This window comes from Streptomyces aureus, assembly GCF_001418135.1.
Lineage (GTDB): Bacteria > Actinomycetota > Actinomycetes > Streptomycetales > Streptomycetaceae > Streptomyces > Streptomyces aureus_A.
In genome coordinates this window covers 1-3,298 of the sequence record NZ_LIPQ01000649.1, presented here as the reverse complement: position 1 = coordinate 3,298, position 3,298 = coordinate 1, and the positions used below count along the sequence as shown (strand labels likewise).

The following is a 3,298-nucleotide window of genomic DNA, read 5'->3' as shown; positions in this document are numbered from 1 at the left end:
TGCGGTCGCCGTCGACGGCGAGCAGGAGGTTCAGCCGGTCCTCGGTCTCGGCGAGCACCTCCTTCACGGCAGGGTGGTCGTCGGTGACGGGCTCCGCGTGGGGGTGCCGGGCGAGGTAGTCGTTGATGGTGGCCGGGAGGACGAAGTAGCCGTCGGCGAGGCCCTGCATGAGGGCGGAGGCGCCGAGCCGGTTGGCCCCGTGGTCGGAGAAGTTGGCCTCGCCGATGGCGAAGAGGCCGGGGACGGTGGTCTGCAGGTCGTAGTCGACCCAGAGCCCTCCCATCGTGTAGTGGACGGCGGGGTAGATCCGCATGGGGACCTCGTACGGGTTCTCGGCGGTGATCCGCGCGTACATGTCGAAGAGGTTCCCGTACTTCTCCTCGACCGCCTTGCGGCCCATCCGCCGGATGGCGTCGGCGAAGTCGAGGTACACCCCCTGCCCGCCGGGGCCGACGCCGCGGCCCTCGTCGCAGACGTTCTTCGCGGCGCGGGAGGCGATGTCACGCGGGACGAGGTTGCCGAAGGAGGGGTAGATCCGCTCCAGGTAGTAGTCGCGCTCGTCCTCGGGGATGTCGGCCGCGGCGCGGGTGTCGCCCTTGGCCTTGGGGACCCAGATCCGGCCGTCGTTGCGGAGCGACTCGCTCATCAGGGTCAGCTTGGACTGGTGGTCGCCGGTGCGCGGGATGCAGGTGGGGTGGATCTGGGTGAAGCAGGGGTTGGCGAAGTACGCGCCGCGCCGGTGGGCCCGCCAGACGGCGGTGGCATTGGAGTTCATGGCGTTCGTCGACAGGTAGAAGACGTTGCCGTAGCCGCCGCTGGCGAGGACCACCGCGTCCGCGTAGTGGGTGGAGATCTCGCCGGTGATCAGGTCGCGGGCGACGATGCCGCGGGCCCGCCCGTCGACGACGACCAGGTCGAGCATCTCCGTACGGGCGTGCATCTCGACGTTTCCGGCGGCGATCTGCCGGGACAGTGCCTGGTAGGCGCCGAGCAGGAGCTGCTGGCCGGTCTGGCCGCGGGCGTAGAAGGTGCGGGAGACCTGGACGCCGCCGAAGGAGCGGGTGTCGAGGAGTCCGCCGTACTCGCGGGCGAAGGGGACGCCCTGGGCGACGCACTGGTCGATGATCTCGACGGAGATCTGGGCGAGCCGGTGGACGTTGGACTCGCGGGCGCGGAAGTCGCCGCCCTTGACGGTGTCGTAGAAGAGCCGGTGGATCGAGTCGCCGTCGTTGCGGTAGTTCTTGGCGGCGTTGATGCCGCCCTGGGCGGCGATGGAGTGGGCCCGGCGCGGGGAGTCCTGGAAGCAGAACTGGACGACGTGGTAGCCCTGTTCGGCGAGGGTGGCGCCGGCCGAGCCGCCGGCCAGGCCGGTGCCGACCACGATGATCCGGTGCTTGCGGCGGTTGGCCGGGTTGACCAGCTTCGCCTGGAAACGGCGGGTGTCCCAGCGTTCGGCGACGGGGCCCGCGGGGGCCTTGTGGTCGACGACCGGCTCACCGGTCGTGTAGTCGAGGAAGCTCATGTCAGCCCACCACTCCGGTCATGACGGCTACGGGTACGGAGATGAAGCCCGCGGTCAGGACGAGCGCGAGGCCGTTCGCGAGGCCGCGGAGGAGGCGCTCGCGGCGGGCGTTGCCGACGCCGAGGGTCTGGGCGGCGCTCCAGAAGCCGTGCCGGACGTGGAGGCCGACGGCGAGCATGGCGACGATGTAGATGACGTTGCCGTACCAGGTGGAGAAGGTGTCGACGACGTTCTGGTAGGGCTTGCCCTCCTCGAAGCCGCCGGGGTGGACGGTGCCGGTGGTCAGGTCGAGGACGTGCCAGACGATGAAGAGGGCGAGGATGATCCCGCCCCAGCGCATGGTGCGGGTGGCGTACGAGGAGCGCTTGCGGCGGTGGACGTACGCGGTGGGGCGGGCCCGCACGTCGCGGCGGCTGAGCTGGTACGCCGAGACGGCGTGGGCCACGACGGCGGCGAGGAGCACGATCCGGACGAGCCAGAGGGCCCACTCGTGGTGCAGGACGGGGGCGCCCATGACCCGCAGCCAGTGGCCGTAGGCGTTGAACTCCTCGGGGCCGAAGAAGACCTTCAGGTTGCCGGCGACATGGGCGACGAGATAGCCGAGCATGAGCAGCCCGCTGACTGCCATGACCGTCTTCTTGCCGAGGGTCGATGACAGGAATCCGCGTGACGGTGTGGGGGACGGCGGGCGGCCCGTCGTCCGGTCCCTCGTGGGTGCCAGAGCCATGTCCACGACGCTAGGGCCGAAGGGCCCGAGAGGTCCAAGACATGGTCCAGCTGATCTCGATAGGCCCACCCTATGAATGTCGCCTACCCTGGTGACCATGCAGTTCCAGCAGCTCCTCTACTTCGTCGCCGTGGCCGAGACCCGTCACTTCACCCGGGCCGCCGAACGCGTCCATGTCTCGCAGCCCTCGCTCTCCCAGCAGATCAAAGCCCTGGAACAGGAGTTGGGCGCCGAGCTGTTCAGCCGCGCCCGGGGGAACATCACACTCACCGACGCGGGCGAGGCCCTGCTGCCGCTCGCGCGCCGGATCCTCGCCGACACGGAGACGGCCCGGATCGAGGTGCAGGAGCTGGCCCAGCTGAAGCGGGGCCGGGTACGGCTCGGCGCGACCCCGAGCCTGTGCACGGGGCTGCTCCCGGACGTGCTGCGCGCCTTCCACGACCTGCATCCGGGGATCGAGCTCCTCATCGAGGAGGGCGGCTCGCACGATCTCGTACGGGAGCTGGCCCGCGGGGCCCTCGACCTGGCGCTGGTCGTGCTGCCGCTGCCGAGCCCCTCACCGGCCCTGACGACGGTCGAGCTGCTCCGGGAGGACCTGGTGGTCGTCTCCTCGGCCGCGGCCCCGGCGCCGCGCCGACCGGTACGGATCACCGACCTGCGGGACCAGCCGCTCGTGATGTTCCGGCACGGCTACGACCTGCGGGAACTGACCGTGGCGGCCTGCCGGGCCGAGGGCTTCGAGCCGACGTTCACGGTCGAGGGCGGTGAGCTCGACGCGGTCCTCGGGTTCGTACGGGCCGGGCTCGGACTGGCGGTCGTCCCCGCGATGGTGGCGGCGCGGGCGGGCCGGGACCTCCGCGTGACCGCCCTGGCCCGGCCGGGCCTGCGCCGGACCATCGCCCTGGCGCACCGGAGCGACGTCGCACCGCCGAGGGCGGCGCGGGAGCTCCAGCGGATGCTGCTGGCATCGCGGCGGGGCGGCCCGGACCGGGCGGCGGGCACCGGCTGAGGAGACCTTCGCCACGGCCCCCCGCCGCTCCTCCCGCACC

General features: G+C 71.4%; 3 protein-coding genes. 1 reads left to right on the top strand and 2 read right to left on the bottom strand.

The window, feature by feature from the left end; genetic code table 11:
- Together AOK00_RS35635 and AOK00_RS35630 are read right to left on the bottom strand one after the other, a co-directional pair.
- Nucleotides 1–1,522 (bottom strand): fumarate reductase/succinate dehydrogenase flavoprotein subunit (locus tag AOK00_RS35635; RefSeq protein WP_055604242.1); only part of this gene is annotated, 1,522 nt, incomplete at its 3' end.
- A 1-nt stretch (nt 1,523) separates the two neighbouring features.
- Nucleotides 1,524–2,249, bottom strand: coding sequence for a succinate dehydrogenase (locus AOK00_RS35630; protein ID WP_079042367.1), 726 nt, complete (start codon nt 2,247–2,249; stop codon nt 1,524–1,526).
- 97 nt (nt 2,250–2,346) lie between these two features.
- Between AOK00_RS35630 and AOK00_RS35625 the strand changes: the two genes are divergently transcribed.
- Nucleotides 2,347–3,258, top strand: coding sequence for a LysR family transcriptional regulator (locus tag AOK00_RS35625; RefSeq protein WP_055604243.1), 912 nt, complete (start codon nt 2,347–2,349; stop codon nt 3,256–3,258).
- Nucleotides 3,259–3,298 lie beyond the last annotated feature (40 nt).

Bases quoted from the DNA above. Each gene is read 5' to 3' on its own strand.
- AOK00_RS35630 (WP_079042367.1), bottom strand. From the start codon at position 2,249: ATGGCTCTGGCACCCACGAGGGACCGGACGACGGGCCGCCCGCCGTCC.
- AOK00_RS35625 (WP_055604243.1), top strand. From the start codon at position 2,347: ATGCAGTTCCAGCAGCTCCTCTACTTCGTCGCCGTGGCCGAGACCCGT.